Origin of the sequence: Ralstonia mannitolilytica, assembly GCF_000954135.1 — a bacterium.
Lineage (GTDB): Bacteria > Pseudomonadota > Gammaproteobacteria > Burkholderiales > Burkholderiaceae > Ralstonia > Ralstonia mannitolilytica.
This window is the reverse complement of the sequence record NZ_CP010799.1, coordinates 776,120-793,802: the sequence shown is the minus strand read 5'-3', so window position 1 is coordinate 793,802 and position 17,683 is coordinate 776,120. Positions and strand designations below refer to the sequence as shown.

15 protein-coding genes are annotated in these 17,683 nt (G+C 67.5%); 6 read left to right on the top strand and 9 right to left on the bottom strand.

Annotated features, from left to right (window positions below):
* Window positions 1–10 precede the first annotated feature (10 nt).
* A complete protein-coding gene (gene pyrE, locus TK49_RS03785; protein ID WP_045785514.1) occupies window positions 11–688 on the top strand; it encodes an orotate phosphoribosyltransferase in 678 nt (225 codons plus the stop codon).
* A gap of 647 nt (window positions 689–1,335) precedes the next feature.
* On the opposite strand, the gene TK49_RS03780 is transcribed toward pyrE, so the two are convergent.
* From TK49_RS03780 to TK49_RS03765, 4 genes are all read right to left on the bottom strand, one after another.
* The gene (locus TK49_RS03780; RefSeq protein ID WP_045785513.1) at window positions 1,336–2,163 is read right to left on the bottom strand and encodes a polyphosphate kinase 2 family protein; all 828 of its coding nucleotides are present in this window, start codon (window positions 2,161–2,163) and stop codon (window positions 1,336–1,338) included.
* Window positions 2,164–2,212: 49 nt separating this feature from the next.
* The gene (gene dapF / locus TK49_RS03775; RefSeq protein ID WP_045785512.1) at window positions 2,213–3,097 is read right to left on the bottom strand and encodes a diaminopimelate epimerase; all 885 of its coding nucleotides are present in this window, start codon (window positions 3,095–3,097) and stop codon (window positions 2,213–2,215) included.
* Between the two features lie 90 nt (window positions 3,098–3,187).
* Window positions 3,188–4,081, bottom strand: a complete 894-nt coding sequence (locus tag TK49_RS03770; RefSeq protein WP_045787731.1) for a lipid A biosynthesis lauroyl acyltransferase — start codon at window positions 4,079–4,081, stop codon at window positions 3,188–3,190.
* Between the two features lie 13 nt (window positions 4,082–4,094).
* Window positions 4,095–4,943, bottom strand: a complete 849-nt coding sequence (locus TK49_RS03765) for a lysophospholipid acyltransferase family protein (protein WP_045785511.1) — start codon at window positions 4,941–4,943, stop codon at window positions 4,095–4,097.
* 243 nt (window positions 4,944–5,186) lie between these two features.
* On the opposite strand from TK49_RS03765, the gene metK reads away from it, so the two are divergent.
* Window positions 5,187–6,377 (top strand): methionine adenosyltransferase, encoded by a 1,191-nt coding sequence (gene metK, locus TK49_RS03760; RefSeq protein WP_045785510.1) that lies wholly within the window; start codon window positions 5,187–5,189, stop codon window positions 6,375–6,377.
* 114 nt (window positions 6,378–6,491) lie between these two features.
* On the opposite strand, the gene TK49_RS03755 is transcribed toward metK, so the two are convergent.
* Together TK49_RS03755 and TK49_RS03750 are read right to left on the bottom strand one after the other, a co-directional pair.
* A complete protein-coding gene (locus TK49_RS03755; protein WP_045785509.1) occupies window positions 6,492–7,094 on the bottom strand; it encodes a hypothetical protein in 603 nt (200 codons plus the stop codon).
* A complete protein-coding gene (locus tag TK49_RS03750; protein WP_045785508.1) occupies window positions 7,075–7,704 on the bottom strand; it encodes a hypothetical protein in 630 nt (209 codons plus the stop codon). The genes TK49_RS03755 and TK49_RS03750 overlap by 20 nt, the downstream gene beginning before the upstream one ends.
* Window positions 7,705–7,923: 219 nt before the next feature.
* Between TK49_RS03750 and TK49_RS03745 the strand changes: the two genes are divergently transcribed.
* Window positions 7,924–8,808, top strand: a complete 885-nt coding sequence (locus TK49_RS03745) for an AraC family transcriptional regulator (RefSeq protein ID WP_240479928.1) — start codon at window positions 7,924–7,926, stop codon at window positions 8,806–8,808.
* A 4-nt stretch (window positions 8,809–8,812) separates the two neighbouring features.
* Here TK49_RS03745 and TK49_RS03740 read toward each other — a convergent pair whose 3' ends face one another.
* Window positions 8,813–10,798 carry an acid phosphatase gene (locus tag TK49_RS03740; protein ID WP_045785507.1) on the bottom strand — a complete coding sequence of 662 codons (1,986 nt, stop codon included), beginning with the start codon at window positions 10,796–10,798 and terminating at the stop codon, window positions 8,813–8,815.
* A 240-nt stretch (window positions 10,799–11,038) separates the two neighbouring features.
* Here TK49_RS03740 and TK49_RS03735 point away from each other — a divergent pair, with 240 nt between their 5' ends.
* Window positions 11,039–12,205 carry an HPP family protein gene (locus TK49_RS03735; protein WP_045785506.1) on the top strand — a complete coding sequence of 389 codons (1,167 nt, stop codon included), beginning with the start codon at window positions 11,039–11,041 and terminating at the stop codon, window positions 12,203–12,205.
* Window positions 12,206–12,232: 27 nt separating this feature from the next.
* Here TK49_RS03735 and TK49_RS03730 read toward each other — a convergent pair whose 3' ends face one another.
* Window positions 12,233–12,847 carry a glutathione S-transferase gene (locus TK49_RS03730; RefSeq protein ID WP_045785505.1) on the bottom strand — a complete coding sequence of 205 codons (615 nt, stop codon included), beginning with the start codon at window positions 12,845–12,847 and terminating at the stop codon, window positions 12,233–12,235.
* Window positions 12,848–13,048: 201 nt separating this feature from the next.
* Between TK49_RS03730 and TK49_RS03725 the strand changes: the two genes are divergently transcribed.
* Entirely contained in the window at window positions 13,049–15,274 is a 2,226-nt protein-coding gene (locus TK49_RS03725) for a response regulator (protein WP_045785504.1), read from the top strand.
* Between the two features lie 65 nt (window positions 15,275–15,339).
* On the opposite strand, the gene TK49_RS24905 is transcribed toward TK49_RS03725, so the two are convergent.
* Window positions 15,340–15,660, bottom strand: a complete 321-nt coding sequence (locus tag TK49_RS24905) for a GNAT family N-acetyltransferase (RefSeq protein WP_394372252.1) — start codon at window positions 15,658–15,660, stop codon at window positions 15,340–15,342.
* Window positions 15,661–16,068: 408 nt separating this feature from the next.
* On the opposite strand from TK49_RS24905, the gene TK49_RS03715 reads away from it, so the two are divergent.
* Entirely contained in the window at window positions 16,069–17,637 is a 1,569-nt protein-coding gene (locus TK49_RS03715) for a lactonase family protein (protein WP_045785503.1), read from the top strand.
* Window positions 17,638–17,683: the final 46 nt, after the last annotated feature.

Genomic DNA, 17,683 nt, shown 5'->3' with positions numbered 1-17,683 from the left:
GAGAAAAAAGATGAGCCAAAACAGCGAGTTGCGCCAATCCTTCATCCGCTTTGCGGTGGAAGCCGGCGTGCTGTCGTTCGGGGAATTCGTGACCAAGGCGGGGCGGACGTCGCCCTATTTCTTCAACGCCGGCAAGTTTGCTGACGGCGCACTGCTGGGCCAGGTCGCGCAATTCTATGCGAAAACCCTGCTCGACTCGGGCGTGGAGTTCGACATGCTGTTCGGGCCGGCATACAAGGGCATCACCCTGGCAAGCGCCACGGCCGTGGCATTGGCCGGGCTCGGACGCAACGTCGGCTTTGCGTACAACCGCAAGGAAGCCAAGGACCACGGCGAGGGCGGCAGCCTCGTCGGCGCCAAGCTGCAAGGGCGCGTGGTGATCGTCGATGACGTGATCTCTGCCGGCACCTCGGTGCGCGAATCGGTCGAGCTGATCCGCGCGGCGGGCGCCACGCCTGCGGCCGTGCTGATCCTCATGGACCGGATGGAGCGCAGCGGCAATGCGCAGGATATCGGCGAGCGCTCTGCTGTGCAGGATGTGCAGGCTCAATACGGTATGCCGGTTGTGTCGATTGCCAATCTGGATGACTTGCTGGGGTATCTGGATAGCGCCGGCGACCCGGCGCTGGCGGGGTATCGGGATAAGGCTGCGGCTTACCGGGACAAATACGGCGTTAGCGCTATCTGATTCTTCTTCGCGTTCGAGAAAACCCCGGTGGTGTTGTTCGCCGGGGTTTTGTTTTTTTTTTGGTACATCCCTTGTTTCACCCCCTGCCGGGGGCGACTCACTTTCTTTGTCTTGCCAAAGAAAGTAAGCAAAGAAAGGCGCGCCCGATGCGGCGACCCCCTCCTTGAATTTCTGTGACCGTGCGGGGAAGGAGGCAAACTCGCTTCGCTCAGACAAGCCTCCTTCCTTTTTCCGCCCGCTCACAGAAATTCAAGGCGCCGCATAGGGCAGGGAAAGGCCAAACCATCGACCACGAGTGCAGCAGGCACCAACAACACAACGCGAAGCAAAGCGAGCAACAACAGCAGCAAACCAGTGCAGCCCAGGCCAGCACACCGTCGGTGTGGCCTTTGACGTTCCTGCCCTAGATGGCGCCTTGGATTTTTGTAAGCGGGCGGAAAAAAGACGGGAAACTGTCTGAGCGAAGCGAGTTTTTCCCGTCTCCGCACGGTTACAAAAATCCAAGGAGGGGGTCGCCATCTCGGGCGCGCCTTTCTTTGGTTACTTTCTTTGGCAAGACAAAGAAAGTGAGTCGCCCCCGGCAGGGGGTGAAACAAGGGATGCACCACCAACAACAAAATCAAACAACAAAACCAACCACCAAACCCCTACTCAATCCTAAGCGCCTCAAACGCCGGATTCCCCTCCGGATACTGAGGCTTCATCCCCTCGAACACCTCCAACAGGATCTCCGCGACCATCAGATTCCGGTGCGTCTTGGAATCCGCGGGGATCACATACCACGGCGCGTGCGGCGTGGCGGTGGCGTTGATCGCCGCCCCGTAGGCCTCCATGTACCCGTCCCACAGCTTGCGCTCTTCCATATCCGCCGGGTCGAACTTCCAGTGCTTGTGCGGATCGTCGATGCGTTCCTGCAGGCGCTTGCGCTGTTCGTCCTTCGAGATGTGCAGGAAGCATTTGACGATGGTCGTGCCGGTATCGACGAGCATCTGTTCAAACGCGTTGATGTGGCCGTAACGGCGCTTGCATTCGGCGGCGTCGATGTCGCCGTGCACCCGCGTGATCAGCACGTCTTCGTAATGGCTGCGGTTGAAGATGACGATCTCGCCGCGGGCGGGCGTCTGGGCGTGCACGCGCCACAGGTAATCGTGCGCGAGCTCTTGCGGCGTCGGCGCCTTGAAGCCGACCACGCGCAGGCCCAGCGGGTCCATGGCGCGGAACACGCCTCGCACGGTGCCATCCTTGCCTGACGTATCCATGCCCTGCAGGATGACAAGCACCTTGCGCCGATGCTCGGCATAGAGAGTGTCCTGCAGCGCATCGAGCCTGGCCGCCACCTCGGCCAGCCGCGCGTTGTCGTCGGACTTGCTGCCAGTGGAGAAAGGCTTGGCGGAGGCATCCAGCTTCGCGATCTTGAACTTGCTGCTGCCGTCGAAGCGATAGTCGTCAAGCCGGTTCGTGCCGTTCGAGCCCACGGTGCCTCCTGTTGTTCTGACGATGCGGCAGCCGGCCGCGCGGTACGGCTTATGCCTGGCGGCCTGCGGGAAGCTTCAGCGCGTCCAGGTCCAGCGTGCCCTCGAACACCGTGGTGGCGGGGCCGGTCATCATCACGGGCTGGCCGACACCGGCCCACGCGATGGTGAGATCGCCGCCGTGCGTAGCCACCTTGACGGGCGAATCGAGCAGCCCGCGCCGGATGCCAGCCACCACGGCCGCACAGGCACCCGTGCCACAAGCAAGCGTCTCGCCTGCGCCGCGCTCGTACACGCGCAGGCGGATGGAATGGCGGTCGACGATCTGCATGAACCCCGCGTTCACGCGACGCGGAAACACCGTGTGCGATTCGATCAGCGGGCCGTCTTCGAGCACGGGAAAGGCCTCGGCGTCGTCGACCACCTGCACGGCGTGCGGGTTGCCCATCGACACGGTGGACAGCCACGCCGTGCGGCCATTGATCTGCAGCGCGTGAAGCGTATCTTCGCCTTCCACGCGCGTGGGCAGGCCGTCCGGCACGAACGGCAAGCGCTCGGCCTCGAACACGGGCGCGCCCATGTCGACGGTCACCTGGCCATCGTCCTGCATCGTGAGCGTGGCGATGCCGTTCATGACTTCCACGCGCACGGTGCGCTTGTCGGTCAGGCCGCGGTCGGTGACGAACTTGACGAAGCAGCGGGCGCCGTTGCCGCAGTGCTCCACCTCGCCGCCGTCGTGGTTGAAGATGCGGTAGCGGAAATCGACGTCGGGCCGTGTCGAGCGCTCGACCAGCAGCAGCTGGTCTGCCCCCACGCCAAAGTGGCGGTCGGCAATGGCGCGCCACTGCTCGGGCGTGAAGTCGATGGGCGTCTGGATGCCGTCGAGCACGACGAAGTCGTTGCCCGCGCCGTGCATCTTGGTGAAGTGCAGTTTCATGGCAGGCCGCGCAGACGCGGCAATGAGCGATCGGAAAGCGCCCATTCTAAAGCGAGCCGGGCGGCCGCGGCCGAAGCCGGGAACCGCGGCTCAGTAGATGCCGGGCATGCCCTCGGGCCGGTGCTTGAAGCGCTTGTGCACCCAGTAGTACTCGCTGATGCGCGGACGGATGGCGTCTTCAAAGAAGGCGTTGATGCGGCGCGTGTCGGCGGTCAGGTCGCCGGTGGGGTAGTTTTCCCACGCGGGCAGGATGCGCAGCGCATAGCCCTGGTAATTCGGCAGGATCTCGGTGTACATCGGCACGACCTTGGCGCCCGTCAGCGCCGCCATGCGCGGGATGGCGTTGAGCGTCAACGCCGGCACGCCGAAGAACGGCACGAACTCGGCGTCGCGCTCGCCGAAATCCATGTCGGAGATGAGCTGCAGCGCCTCGCCGCGCTTGAGGGTGCGCATGATCTGGCGGATGTTCTCGCTGCGCTCGAGCATGGTCGCGCCAAAGCGGCTGCGCAGCGTCTTCACGGCGGCGTCCAGCGCCGGATTGGCCATGTGCGTGTACAGCGAACAGCCCGCGTTGCCGACGTTCTTGCGCAAATAGTCGGTGAGCGCCAGCGCGCCGATCTCCACACCCGACAGGTGCAGCGTCACGAGGATATGCGGCTGGCCGTGCAGCGCCGGCAGGTTGGCCCGGTCGTCGATCCTCACCACGCGGTTCAGGCGCTTCTCCGATGCGTACCAGGCAAACGAGCGCTCCGCAAAGCTGCGGAACACCTTGCGGAAGACCTCGTGCGCCAGCGCCTCGCGCTCGGCATCGGACTTCTCGGGAAAGCACGCCTTCAGGTTGGCCAGCACCACGCGGCGCCGGCTGTTCGGAATGCGGTACAGCAGCCCGCCCAGCCCCTCGCCAAAGCGGGCGACAAACCCGTACGGAAAGAAAGACAGCAGCCACAGGAAACCCAGGCCGAGTTTGGCAAAGAAACGTTCCATAAAGTCAGCAGCGTCAGACAGCGGGCGGGGCGTCCACACCCTTTGGCTGCTTGTAGCGGTTATAGCCCCAGAGATATTGCGTCGGCGCCAGGGCAATCAATTGTTCGATTTCGGCATTGATCCGGCCGGCGGCCTGCGCCACGTCTTCGGGCAGCGTTTCTAGCACGCGCATGTGGGCCCGATAGCCTTTGCCGCGCGGCAGGCGCTCGCCGAACATCAGTACGATCGGCGCGCCGGACAGCCGGTGCAGCCGGTGCACCAGCGTCATCGTATACGCAGGCTTGCCGAAGAACGGCGCCCACACGCCTTCGCCGGCAGTGGGCGTCTGGTCGGGCAGGATGCCGACGGCCTCCCCGCGCTTGAGCGCGCGCACCACCATGCGCACGCCGCGCGGGTCGGCCGGCGCCATGTGCATGTTGGGCCGGGTGCGCATGGTCTCGATCCAGGCGCGCAGGCGCTCCTGGTGCGGCGGCTTGAACATCGCCGTGATCGGGCGGCGCTGCGCATACGCCTGCGGCAGCACTTCGAAGCAGCCAAGGTGCGGGGTCAGGAAGATGATGCCGCGGCCGTCCTCGAGCAGGCGTTCGTAGGTCGGCCAGCAATCGTCGAGCAGGCCGGGCGCGACCTTCAGTGAATCCTTGCGCACCCAGAAGTACGGCATCTCGAACACCATGCGGCCCGCGGACCGGCCGGCCTCCTTCAGCATGGCGGGGGTGACGTCGGGATAGGCGTGGCGGAAGTTGGCGATGAGCCGGTCGTGATAGCGCCCCGGCACCTTCGCGGCCAGGGCCCCCAGCCAGCCGCCCAGCGCCTGCAGCCACGACAGCGGCCAGCGTGAAAACAGCCAGAACAGGAAGGTCATGCGTGCGTGCGCGAAAGCAGTGTTGGTCGCAGTCGACAGGGCAGCAGGGTCTTGACAGGCCGTGCTGCGGCCCCAAAAAGTGCCGCGTATAATAGCGCGATTCGCCGAGTTAACTGACAACTTGCGGGGCGAATCCTCGGGCCGGGCCACAAACCTGGGCGAGGCAGCAAAATACCGCTAAAGCGTCGCCGGCCGTGGCACAAACGGATTGGCAACGTGATAGCCAATCTGGAGCTAACAGCCGTGTCAAACGACTTCCTCTTCACCTCGGAGTCGGTCTCCGAGGGCCATCCCGACAAGGTCGCCGACCAGATTTCCGACGCCATCCTCGATGCCATCCTGGCCGAGGACAAATATGCGCGCGTCGCTGCAGAAACGCTGTGCAACACGGGCCTCGTGGTGCTCGCCGGTGAAATCACCACGTCGGCCAACGTCGATTACATCCAGGTCGCGCGTGAAACCATCAAGCGCATCGGCTACGACAACACCGACTACGGCATCGACTACAAAGGCTGTGCCGTACTCGTCGCTTACGACAAGCAATCGCCCGACATCGCCCAGGGCGTGGACCGCGCCTCGGACGACTATCTGAACCAGGGCGCCGGCGACCAGGGCCTGATGTTCGGCTACGCGTGCGACGAGACGCCCGAGCTGATGCCCTTCCCGATCTATTACGCGCACCGCCTGGTCGAGCGCCAGTCGCAACTGCGCCGCGACGGCCGCCTGCCCTGGCTGCGCCCGGACGCCAAGTCGCAGGTGACGGTGCGTTATGTCGACGGCAAGCCGCACAGCGTGGATACCGTGGTGCTGTCGACCCAGCACGCGCCGGAGATGTCGCAGGAGGCCATCCGCGAAGCCGTGATCGAAGAGATCATCAAGCCGGTGCTGCCGTCGCACATGCTGGCCGACACAAAGTACCTGGTGAACCCGACCGGCCGCTTCGTCATCGGCGGCCCGCAAGGCGACTGCGGCCTGACCGGCCGCAAGATCATCGTCGACACGTACGGCGGTGCGGCACCGCACGGCGGCGGCGCGTTCTCGGGCAAGGATCCGTCGAAGGTCGACCGCTCGGCCGCGTACGCCGCGCGCTATGTCGCCAAGAACGTGGTGGCGGCCGGTCTGGCGCGCCAGTGCCAGGTGCAGGTCAGCTACGCGATCGGCGTGGCCCGCCCGATCAACATCACGGTGTACACCGAAGGCACGGGCGTGATCCCGGACGAGCAGATCGCCAAGCTCGTGCACGAGCACTTCGACCTGCGTCCGAAGGGCATCGTGCAGATGCTCGACCTGCTGCGCCCGATCTACGGCAAGACCGCCGCCTACGGTCACTTCGGCCGCGAAGAACCGGAGTTCAGCTGGGAAGCGACCGACAAGGCGCTGCTGCTGCGTGAAGCGGCCGGGCTGGCCGGCGAGCCGGTGAAGGCGCTGGCCTGAGCCTGCGTTCGCCTCAACAAGAAACCGCCCTTCGGGGCGGTTTTTTGTGTCCTGCCCGTTGTCATGAAAAAGGCCACCCGAAGGTGGCCTCTTCATGGAGTGCCGAACCGCAACCTACTGCTGGGCAACCGCCGCGCGAAACGCCGCATCGTCCAGCAAGGCACCGACCAGCTTCCGGTACAGCGCCTCGTACTGGCCGGCTGCCTGCGGGATCGCAGAGACACCCATGAACGGCGAGTCCCACGACGCCTGCGTACGCAGCGCGCGATCGTAGCGGACGGCGCCCGCCCGCGTGACGACGAACCGCGCGGCCAGCGCCGCCTTGCCGGTGCCGACCGGCGCCTCGACCGTGCTGTCGAGCAGCGTGCCGGTGATCACCGCATCCGACCTGGCATCAAGCAGCCCCGCCGATTGCAGCTCCACGCGCAACGTCTCGCGCAGGTATTGCGCGAAGGAGCCCGCCACCGGCGAGCGCACCATGTTGCTGCGGATGCTGACACCCTTGTCGATGCTCGCCGACTGCGCCGCATCCAGCGTGAACGTGCCTACTTCGACCGGGCCGATGGCGGGGGTGCCGCCGCGCAGCTTCGCCGCATTCTCGATGGTGGGTTTCGGCGGGCTCATCGGCATCTCGGCGCAGCCGGCCAGCAGCGCGGCGGCCAGCAGCCCGAGGCCGAGCGCGCGCACCGCGCCGGCGTCAGTTGAAGGCCGTGTCATAAGACAGGTCCTTCAGCGCGTTGCTCACCACATCGCGCGTCATCTGCTGGACAGCATCGAGCATCGACGCCGATTTCTGCACGCCCGCGGGCGGATTCGCGTTGCCGATCGTGGTGTGGATAGCGTGGCGCGCCGTCTTGACGATCGGCGTGGTCTGCCCTGCCGGCAGGTAGCTGACCGTGCAGATGTAGCCGTCCGTCACCGCGCTGCCCGCCAGACCGAACGTAAGCCCGGTCACGAAGCCCTTGGCGGCCGGGTTGTCGGTCAGCGGCACATTGTTCAGCGTCACATTGAGCATGCCGACGTTCGGAGTCGGCTCAGTCGAGACCTTGGCGAACAAGCCCGTGTCGGTCACTTCCTTGGCGACGGTATCCTTGAGCAGCGTCGTGGCACGCGGGTTCGGTGCGCCCTTCGTCTGGAACTCGAACACCAGCTGGACCGGTTTCGGGTCTGCAACCTTCTTCATCTCGGACGGCGGCACCAGCTTGGTCGCCGTGTCGACGTAAGTACTTGCGCACCCGGTCAGCAACGCCGCGCCAGCCAGCGCCGCAGCCATGATTACGCGGCGCACCAGCGTCCCGCCCCCAAATCTGCTGTTGTTGTTTTGCATACCCTGATTCTTCTGTGTGGTGGTTTGAACGTCAGTACGGGCAGCTGCGCTTCGTCCGCGCCCGCCGGACGGCGCCCCGGAAGGGCTCAGGGATGCTATCAGAGCGATGTGCCCGGCGCGCCCCTTTCGAAGAAGGGTATGCGAGCCAACCGAGCAACTTCGGTCAGGCGCCCCGGGCCCCTTCCGGCTACCGTATCGCCACCCAGGAGCCCCTTCCAATTGACGACCACCGCCACCGACCGCTACCTCGTCCGCATGCGCGCCGTGCTCGCGCACATCGATGCGCACCTCGAAGACGCGCTGAATGTGGAGCAGCTGGCCGGCGTGGCGGCGTTTTCGAAGTACCACTTCCACCGCCAGTTCACGCTGCTGTTCGGCATGAACGTCGGGCGCTACGTACAGTTGCTGCGCCTGAAGCGCGCCGCGCACCAGCTCGCCTATCGGGACGACGCGTGCATTACCGACATCGCGCTGGCGTGCGGGTACGAGGGGACGGAAGCCTTTGCGCGTGCGTTCCGCAGGCAGGCGGGGCAATCGCCGTCGGACTTTCGCGCCGCGCCGGAGTGGGCGCCCTGGGCCGCCGACCTGCACGCGCTGCGTGCGCTCAGGAGCCAACACATGCCCGCACAACTGCAAACCCAGTCCGTGGAGATTGTCGAACGCGACGCCATACCCGTGGCTGCCATCGAGCACCGCGCAGACCCGGCCGGGCTGGGCGACACCCTCCGCGCCTTCATCGCCTGGCGCCGCGAGCACCGGCTGCACCCGAGCATTTCGGCCACGTACAACATCGTCTACAACGACCCCGACGATGTGCCGCCCGAAGACTTCCGTATCGACATCTGCGCGGCAACGCCAGAGCCCATCGCGCCGAATGCGGCGGGCGTCATGGCCAAGACACTGGCCGGCGGCCGCTACGCCGTACTGCGCCATACCGGCTCCGGCGACACGCTCGGCCAGAGCGTCGCCTCTCTGTATGCCGAATGGCTGCCCGCCAGCGGCGAGGAACTGCGCGATGCGCCGCTGCTGTTCCAGCGCGTGCGCTTCTACCCAGATGTGCCCGAGCACGAAGCCGTGACGGACATCCTGCTGCCGCTCAGATAAGCGCTCAGGCGTCGAGCCGGATCTGGATGCCGGTGGCCGTGTAGACGGCCGTGGCCTTGAAGCCGTCCACCACCACGGAAGCGAACTGCCGGTTCGGGCCCGCGCCGTCGATCACCGCAATGGTGTCGCCCACCTTCGGTGTGTAGCCGTTCACGAACTTCACGTGCAGCGTGCCGCCGGCGATCGTGGTGAGCCCGGCCACGCTGAGCCTGCCCTGGCCGTTCGGGCCGATGGCCAGGTCCAGCGTGGTGCCCTGCAACTGCGTGAACTTGCCGGCAATCGCCACGGCCGCCGGCGCGTTGACGGCCAGCGTGCCGGCACCGAGATAGACATCGCCCGTGCCCAGTGCATTGGCCGACTCGGCCTCCAGCACGCCGCCCGCGATCTGCGTGCCGCCGCTGTAGGTATTGGTGCCCGCCAGGCGCAGCGTGCCGGTGCCCTGCAGCGTCAGCTTGCCCGCGCCCGAGATGGCGTTGCGCCACGTGTCGGCCGCGTTGAAACCGCCCAGGGTCGCGTCCATCGACACGACCACGTTGCCGTTGAAGGCGCCGTAGCCATCGGCGGCAGCAAACAGGTTCAGGCGGCCCCAGCCTTCGGCATCATCGAGCACGGGGTAGCCGGAGGGCAGCTCGGTGGTCTTGAGCACCACGCGGCGCTGCTCTGCGCTCAGGTATGGGAAGCGCGTTTCCAGCAGCACCTCGGCGCCCTTGGGCACCACCGGCGCAAGCGCCGTGCTGCCGATCGGCGTGAAGCCGAAGGTCATGCGGCGCGTGAAGTTGGCCTGGTTGGTGGCGTAGTCGGCAAAGCGATCGGTGGCGGGCGTGCCGGACTGCGCAAGCGCCGGGAAGCTCGTGGCGTCGGTGCCCGTCTGCGCCATCAGGCCGGCGTGGGCCTGCCGGAATGCATCTGCCTTCAGCGTGGCGTTGGCCGGGTCCGCCAGGTTGGCCGCCGCCGCCGCAATGCCGAGCATGCGCCCAGACATCACGTCCAGCGGCGAGTGCATGCCGGCCAGGATGCGGTTCTCACCGAGCTCCATGCCGCGCGCGAGCATCTGCTGGAAGCGCTCGGGCACCAGGTAGGCCATCGCCACGGCATCGCGCATGGCTTCCGCCGAATGGCCGCTGATGAAGCCACCATCGGTGGCGGGCGTGGGGCTTTCGGCCGGCACCAGCGTCGGCACGACGACCACGCTGCTGCTCCATCGATACGGCCGCGCATATTTGTAGAAGCGCTTGGCCGGCTCGGTCGAGGCGTTGTTGCCGAGCGTGTTGATCAGGTCGACGACCTTGCCGAACGCCGTGTTGCCGCCCGCGGTGCCCACGCCCGTGTTGTTGCCGCTATCGTTGTAGAGCACGGTGCTCGCGTCCGCCGGGATGGTGGTGATGGACGTGGTCTGCTGCGCCAGCGTGCGCCAGGCCGTTGTGAGCGGCCCCATGCCGTCGGTCACGCTGTAGCCCTTGCCGCGGCGGTCGTCAAAGTAGGCCGCATCGGCCTGGGCCTGCGTGCGGTTGGTCGTCGCGTTCACCACGTATTGCACGTTTGCGTTCAGGACCGGCAGATTGAGCGGTGTGCCGCCCGGCGTGCCGTCGTTGGGCAAGCCCGTCCAGCTGGAGGCCACCACCGCCGGAAACGCCCCGTTGGCCGGCGCGTTCACGCCCGCGTCGACGATCTCCGTGAGCGGCTGCCACAAATCGAGGAACCGCGTGAACAGCCGCACCCCGGCATTGGTGCCGAGCGTGGCGTACCGCGCGTCGCCGCGCTGGTTCGTGGCGATGTTGTCCACAAAGGGCGGCACCCCGCTGGGCGCGGCGGCCGTGTCGACGAAGCCCGGGTCTGCCGGGGGTGCCGGAATGGCCTGTGTGGCTACCGGCGTGCTGGCAGGTGTGTCGTCGCCGCCACCGCAGGCAGCGAGCGCGAGCACCGCGGACAGCGCCACCAGGCTGGCATACACGCGCGGGCGGACAACAACGGAGCGGGCGAGAGAAGACATGGTGCAGGCGGGCCGTCGGCCAAAGAGACGCTGGAAGCCCGGCAGTCTCGGCCCAGCGTGTGAAACGCGCGTGACGGCTGCGTGACAAACGTGCGCGCCGCTGCACCACCTCAAGGCACGGCGCGTAAGGGCAGAGGCAGCGGCCGGTTATGTCACAGCGTGATAGAATCGCCGGCTGCATTTTTGTGACTTCTGGTGAAGCCTCGCGCGTGTTCACGGGCCATCGCCGTCCCGTCGACCATGTCCGCCCCGTTCCTGCCCCCCGCCCTGCGCCGCTGGCTCCATAGCTTTGTCCCCGCCCCCGTCACGGTGCGCTGGAGCGAGCGCGTGCGCTCCGCCGTCGGCGCGCTCGTCGGCATTCTCTTTACGGGCACGATGATGAAGCTGGTGCCGGGCGCACCGACGCTGATCCCGCTGCTGGTGGCACCCATGGGCGCCTCGGCCGTGCTGCTGTTCGCGGTGCCGGCCAGCCCCCTGGCGCAGCCGTGGTCGATCATCGGCGGCAACCTGGTGGCGGCCACCGTGGGCGTGACGTTCGCGCTGCTGGTCGATGATCCTGTGATTGCCTCGGCGCTGGCCATCTCGGCGGCCATTGGCGGCATGTTCGCGCTGCGCTGCGTGCACCCGCCCTCGGGCGCGGTGGCACTCACGGCGGTGATCGGCGGGCCGGCCGTGCATGCGCTGGGCTATCGCTTCGTGGCCGAGCCGATCCTGATCCAGTCGGCGCTGCTGCTGGTGGGCGCGCTGGTGTATCACGCCGCCACGGGCCACCGGTATCCGCACGCGCAGCGCCTGCCCGCCGCAGAGCGCCCGCCCACCGCCGCCGGCTTCACCCGCGCCGACATCGTCGCCGCGCTGCGCCGCCAGAGCGAGCTGCTCGACATCGACCCGGAAGACATCGAAGCCGTGCTGCGTGAGATGCAGCTCCAGGCCTACACGCGCACGTTCCAGGCGCTCACCTGCGCCGACATCATGACCCGCCCGGTGGTGACGGTGACGGCCAACACGTCGATCCCGCGCGCGCTGCAATTGCTGCGCCAGCACGGCTTCAAGGCGTTGCCGGTGGTGGACGACAGGCAGCACGTGGTCGGCATCGTCACCCGCACCGACCTGCTGGGCCTCGCCCCCGCCGACCTGCGCCAGACCCTGCGCCGGTGGTTCAGCATCGGCGCGCTCACCCCGCCGCGCGTGGCCGACCACATGAAGACGCGCGTGCAGACGATCCCGGCCAGCGCGTCGATGTCGGATCTCGTGCCGATGTTTGCCAGCGCCGGCCACCACCACATTCCCGTGCTCGATGCCGACGGGCGGCTGGCCGGCATCGTCACCGAGTCCGATCTCGTGGGCGGGCTGTACCGCCAGGCCAACATCGAGCCGCACCCCACGCAGACGGCGCAGCGCGCCTGAGGCGCCCGGCCGGGCATCGTCAGGTCGTCAGACCGCGTCGATGGGCGTGTCGCGAAACACGCTCAACTGCTCGGCGGCCGCCGAATACGCCACCAGGCGCGGGTAGTCCGCCGCCGGCACGCGGTCGGCCACCATCAGCTGGATGAAGGCCCACGACACGGCCACCGTCACACCGGCCTGCGTGAGTTCGCCGGCCTCCACCGGCAGCGGTACGTCCTTCCACTCGGCCTCCAGCGCATCCACTGCGGCCAGCAACTGGCTGTGCACGCGCTCCACCCACGGCCCGTGCACCTTCTCGGTCGGGCGCAGGTTGTGTTCGTAGACGATCTGCACGGCCTTCTCGCAGGCGGCCAGCGCCAGGCCGACGACCCGCAGCGCGTGCTGGCGCCGGGCAATCTCGGCGGGCATCAGGCTGCGGCCGGCCACACATTCCGCGTAGTCGATGATGAGCGTCGAATCCATCAGCACCGTGCCGTCGTCGCACACGAGCGTGGGCGCCTTCACCACCGGGTTGATCTCGCGAAAGCGGTCGACATGCCGGAAGACCGACACCGACGCATGCTCGAACGGCACGCCGAGCAGCTTGAGCGAAATGGCCGTGCGGCGCACGTAGGGGGAGTCGAGCATGCCGATCAACTTCATGGGTTCTCCTGGTGTGTGTGAAAGGGACGTCCATGATAGTCAGCCATGGCCGAGCGCGCTGGCTGCCTTGGGCACGTTTCCTGCGTCCGCGGCATCCACCGGTGCCGCCCCGTGCACCCTGCGAGCGGTATGCAGCTGGGTGCGTGCGTTTCTAAAATGCCTTCACGTTCATTGCAGTGACTCGGCCACACAGGAGACCCTATGCCGTTTCTCGCGCATCACCATGACTGCCCCGGCTGGAACGGTGAGATGGCGCAACGTGTGCTCGCATTCGATTGGTCGGCGACGGAGCTTGGCCCCATCGACGCCTGGCCGCACAGCCTGCGTGCGGCCGTGCAGATGGTGCTGGCCAGCCCGGTGCCCCTCGTCATGCTCTGGGGCAAGCATGGCTACATGATCTACAACGACGCGTATGCCGGCTTTGCCGGCGGCCGGCACCCGTATCTGCTCGGCTGCCCGGTCGAACTCGGCTGGCCCGAGGTGGCGGATTTCAACCGCCACGTCATGGAGGTCTGCCTGGCCGGCGGCACGCTGTCGTACCGCGACAAGGAACTCGTACTGCTGCGCAACGGCCGGCCCGAAGACGTCTGGATGGACCTCTACTACAGCCCGCTGCCCGATGACGACGGCAATCCGGCGGGCGTGCTCGCCATCGTGGTGGAGACCACCGAGCGCGTGCTGACCGAGCGCGAGCGCCAAGCCGCGGAGCAATCGCTGCGCCAGCTGACGGAAACGCTGGAACAACGCGTGGCCGACGCGCTGGCTGCCCGCGCCGAGGTGGAAGCGCAGTTGCGCCAGGCGCAGAAGATGGAAGCCATCGGCAGCCTGACCGGCGGCGTGGCGCACGACTTCAACAACGTGCTGCAGGTGATTGCCGGCAACCTGCAGATGCTGGCCGTGGAAGCCCCGGAGAGCCCCCGCATCCAGCATCGCATTGCCGCCGCCAACCGTGCCGTGCAGCGCGGGGCGACGCTCGCCGCGCAATTGCTGGCGTTTGCGCGGCGGCAGCCCTTGTCGCCGGCGGTCATCGAGCCTGCACACCTCATCCAGGGCATGAGCGAAATGCTGCACCGTGCGCTGGGCGAAACCGTCAAGGTCGAAACCCGGCTCGCCGACGATCTCTGGAACGTGCTGGCCGACCGCAACCAGCTCGAAAACGCGCTGCTCAACCTGGCGATCAACGCGCGCGATGCCATGCGCGGCGGCGGCGTGCTCACCATTGCGGCCAGCAACGTCACGCTCGACCGTACGCAGGTGCAGAGCCATGAGCTCGATGCGCTGGCGCCGGGCGACTACCTCGTGTTCTCCGTCACCGACACCGGCGTCGGCATGCCGCCAGAAGTGATCGAGCACGTCTTCGAGCCGTTCTTCACGACCAAGCCCGACGGCCACGGCACGGGCCTCGGCTTGAGCATGGTGTTCGGCTTCGTCAAGCAGAGCGGCGGGCATGTCGTCATCCGCAGCCAGGTCGGAAAGGGGACGACGGTGCAGCTGTACTTCCCCCGCTGCACCGAGGCCGCCCCGGCCGACACCCCCGGTGCACACGAAGCCACCGCCGCGCCCGTCCCCCAGGGCGGACGCGAAACCATTCTCGTGGTGGAAGACGACACCGACGTGCGCTGCACGGCCGTCGACATGCTGACCCAGCTCGGCTACCGCGTGCTGACCGCCCCCAACGGCGACGCCGCGCTCGAGCTGATGAACAGCGACACGCACATCGACCTGCTGTTTACCGATGTGATCATGCCGGGCGCCATCAAGGGCGGCGAGCTGTCGATCCGGGCCGCGCAGCGCGTGCCGCCGCTGCCGGTGCTGCTGGCCTCGGGCTACACGCGCGACGAGGTCGTGCGTGACGGCCGGCTGCCCGCCGGCGTCACACTGCTGGGCAAGCCGTACCGCCGCGACGACCTGGCCCGCCTCGTGCGCAGCGTGCTCGACAGCCACCGCGGCGCCCAGAAGACGACACCGGCCCCCGTGCCCGCCGCCCTGGCCGCCGCCAGTACAGCACCGCACGCCGACATCAGCGTCGCACGCCCCGCCGCCAGCCCGACGCTGCTGCTGGTGGAAGACGACGCCGCCTCGCGCGAGGCCATGCACGAATTGCTCACGGGGTTCGGCCTGCACTGCATGGCCGCCGCCAACGCCGAAGACGCCCTGGCCCTGGCCAGCACGCGCCCGTTCCACGTGCTGCTGGCGGACCTGACCCTGCCTGGGCAATCCGGCGCCGACCTTGCCCGCGCTCTGGTGCGCCGTCAGCCGACGATGCAGGTGATCCTGATGTCCGGCTACGGCACGCACGCCGAGATCGGCGAGCCGATTGCGGGGGCCCGGCTGCTGGGCAAACCCGTCGATCTGTCGGCCCTGCAGCAGGCCCTGGCGCCCTGGCTGAGCGCCGGCCCGCCGCGCAGCGCGACGCACGCGGCATAGTCGCCGCGGTGCGCCCCAGCCGATTGCAGTACTGCAGTGCCTGCGTGCCAACGTAGGCGCCGCACCTACACCGGCAGGAAACGCACCATCCGGACTTCGTCGGCATAGCCCTGCGCAGACTTGAGCGCGCGCGGCTGCAGGCCGTACGCAGTGAAGCCGCATTGCGCATACAAGGCCAGCGCCGCCGCGTTGGTGCGCACGACGGACAGGGTGAGCTGTTCCACCCGGCCCGTGGCCGCCGCCACGATGCCGTCCATCAGCGCCCGGCCCACACCGCGGCCCCGCGCCCGTAGCGCCACGTAGCCCCCCCACAAACCCCTTCTGCGCGTGCCTGGCGCCGGTCTGCGCCTTGAAGCCGACCATGCCGGCGATGCCTGCGCCGTCATACGCGCCCAGCACCACCGACGTCGCCAGCCGCTTGGCAAACGCTTGCCAGGCCAGGGGGCCTCAGCGGCGTACGTCGAACCAAAGGCCTCCGGTGCACCCTGCAGCGCTGCAAGGCGGATGGCGCGGCAGTCGGCCACATCGGCGGTGGTGCGAGGACGGATGGCAATGCTGCAGGGCGAGGTGGACATGGCAAGACGTGAACGCGCGCAAACCCTGACGAGTGCCAGTATCGCGCCGAATGCGCCGCTCTACCACGCGCGCTGGCGTGCACCTACAGCCGCGCCTCCGTCCATGAGGCCGAGGACCTTGTCGGCGGATTGGCCTATGTCGGCACCCCATTGCGCGTTTCTATGCTTGCCGTAAGCGCGGGTCTACGCAACACGTGACACCGACAACGAGGGGGAATCATGGCCAAGCTTTTCACAGCCCAAGCGGCACGCATCTGCAGCGCAACCGGGCAGCCCTCGCCGGCCCCGATTCCTCCGGCGCAGCGACGCACACACGGCCTGCAAGGCGCGGCGCTGGTGATGGCCGCAGCGCTGTCGGTCGGGCTCACGGCCTGCGGTGGCGGCGACGACGGCGGTACCACGCCGCCCACCGGCAACAACGCACCGGCGCCAACCCCCACGCCAACGCCAACACCTGCGCCAACACCTGCGCCAACACCTGCGCCTGCACCGAGCCCGGCACCGGCCCCCACGCCCACACCCGTACCTGCCACCTATTCCGTTGGCGGCACGGTCAGCGGCCTGGCCGCCGGCAAGAGCGTCACGCTGCTCAACAACGGCGGCGATGCGGTGACGGTCGGCGCCAACGGCAGCTTCCAGTTTCCGACCAGGCTTGCGCAGGGCAAGCCGTATGCGGCCACGGTCGGCACGCGGCCCTCGGGCGAGAACTGCACCGTCGCCAACGGCACCGGCACGGTCGGCACCGCCAACGTGACCAACATTGCCGTCACATGCACGCTGCGGCCGCTGTTCGGGTATGCGGTGAACTCGCTCGACGGCACCGTCTCGGCCTACACGTTGGACGCCACCACCGGCCTGCCCACGCAGATCGGCTCGACCGCCGTATCCGTGGGGAACGAGCCGCTGTCGCTCACGATCGATCCGGCGGGCAAGTTCGTCTACGTGGCCAACGCCAACGACAACACCGTGACGACGCTGTCCATCAACCAGACCACCGGCGCGCTCACCGTGGTGGGCTCGCCCACGCCCACCGGCAGCCAGCCCTACAGCATTACGCGCACGCCCAGCGGCAAGTTCGTGTACACCGCCAATTTTGGAGACAACACGCTCTCGGCGTTCTCGGTCAACACGACGACGGGCGCGCTCTCATCGCCGGCGACGGTGATCCCGGCCGGGGTCAACCCGTACACCATCGCCACCAACAGCGCTGGCACGTTCGCGTATGTCGTCAATGCCGACACCGCCAACACAACGGGCACGGCCATGGCGTTTGCCATCAACAGCACCACGGGCCTGCTCACGCAGGTGGGAAGCACCGTCACGGCGGGCAGCGTGCCGCAGTACATCACCCTCACGCCCGACGGCAAGTTCGCCTACGTTGCCAACTCCGGAGACAACACGCTCGGCGTGTACAGCATCGATGGCACCGGGGCGCTGACCGCATCGGGCTCGCCCGTGACGGCAGGTACCAACCCCTATACGATGGCCGTGTCGCCGGCGGGCAACTTCCTGTACGTGGTCAACATCCTCAGCAACAACGTGAGCGTGTTCTCCATCAACGCCGCCAACGGGGCGCTCACGCTGGTCGACACCACCGCCACGGGCGCCAACCCCGTCACCATCGTCATCAACCCGGCCGGCACGTTTGCCTACGTGGTGACGGCCAATGACAACACCGTCACCGCATACAGCATCAACGCCACCACCGGCAAACTGACGGCCGTGCCCAGCGGCACCGCGGCCACGGGCCTGCTGCCGCGCGGAATGGCGCTGGTGGCCGTGCCCTGAGCCGCACTTCAGCGGCCTGCAGAAGCGCCAAGCCCCTTGCTCGCAC